Consider the following 574-nt stretch of genomic DNA (forward strand, 5'->3'; position numbering starts at 1 on the left):
TGTCGAGCGACTGTGCCGTGAAGAAGTTGGTGGGATTGTCCAGGGCCGAGTTGACGCTCTTGCCGGTCGACAGACGGCTCTGGGTCGTGGCGAGAAGGTCAGCGGTGGACTGGAGAGAGAGCAGGTTCTGACGAACCGACGAGGAGAGAACAATACCGGACATTGAGTGTTACCCTTCTGGTACGCAACGCAACAAACTTCGATTAGGATTAATCGATGGCCGGGACGGTGAACGTTTGGGGCTAACAAAGCATGAAGCGTGTCGCGCGAGTCCTTGCGCGGATTCACCATATGCGCGCTCAGGGCCGGATCGCGCTCGCCCATATCGCCATGATCGGATGATGCTTTTTGATGCAGTGACGAAGCGTTTGCGACTTGTCAACCATAACTCAGAGTGGGCAATTGGCTGCATCCGGATGCATCCTTCCCATCTCTCGGGCGGCATTCTGATGCCGGCGCCAAAAAGAAAGCGGCGAGGCCGAAGCCCCGCCGCCGTAATCGTCTTGCGATGTCGTCCGCTTGTTAGCGGAGCAGCTGCAGCACGCTCTGCTGCGACTGGTTGGCCAGCGACAGC

1 protein-coding gene is annotated in these 574 nt (G+C 58.2%); it reads right to left on the reverse strand.

The features are described from left to right. On the reverse strand, positions 1-163 hold a 163-nt coding region (locus tag AC1RUR_RS38365; RefSeq protein WP_492853354.1), incomplete at its 3' end, for a flagellin N-terminal helical domain-containing protein. Positions 164-574 lie beyond the last annotated feature (411 nt).

Source organism: Bradyrhizobium sp. GW821-FHT12B03 (genome assembly GCF_058807535.1).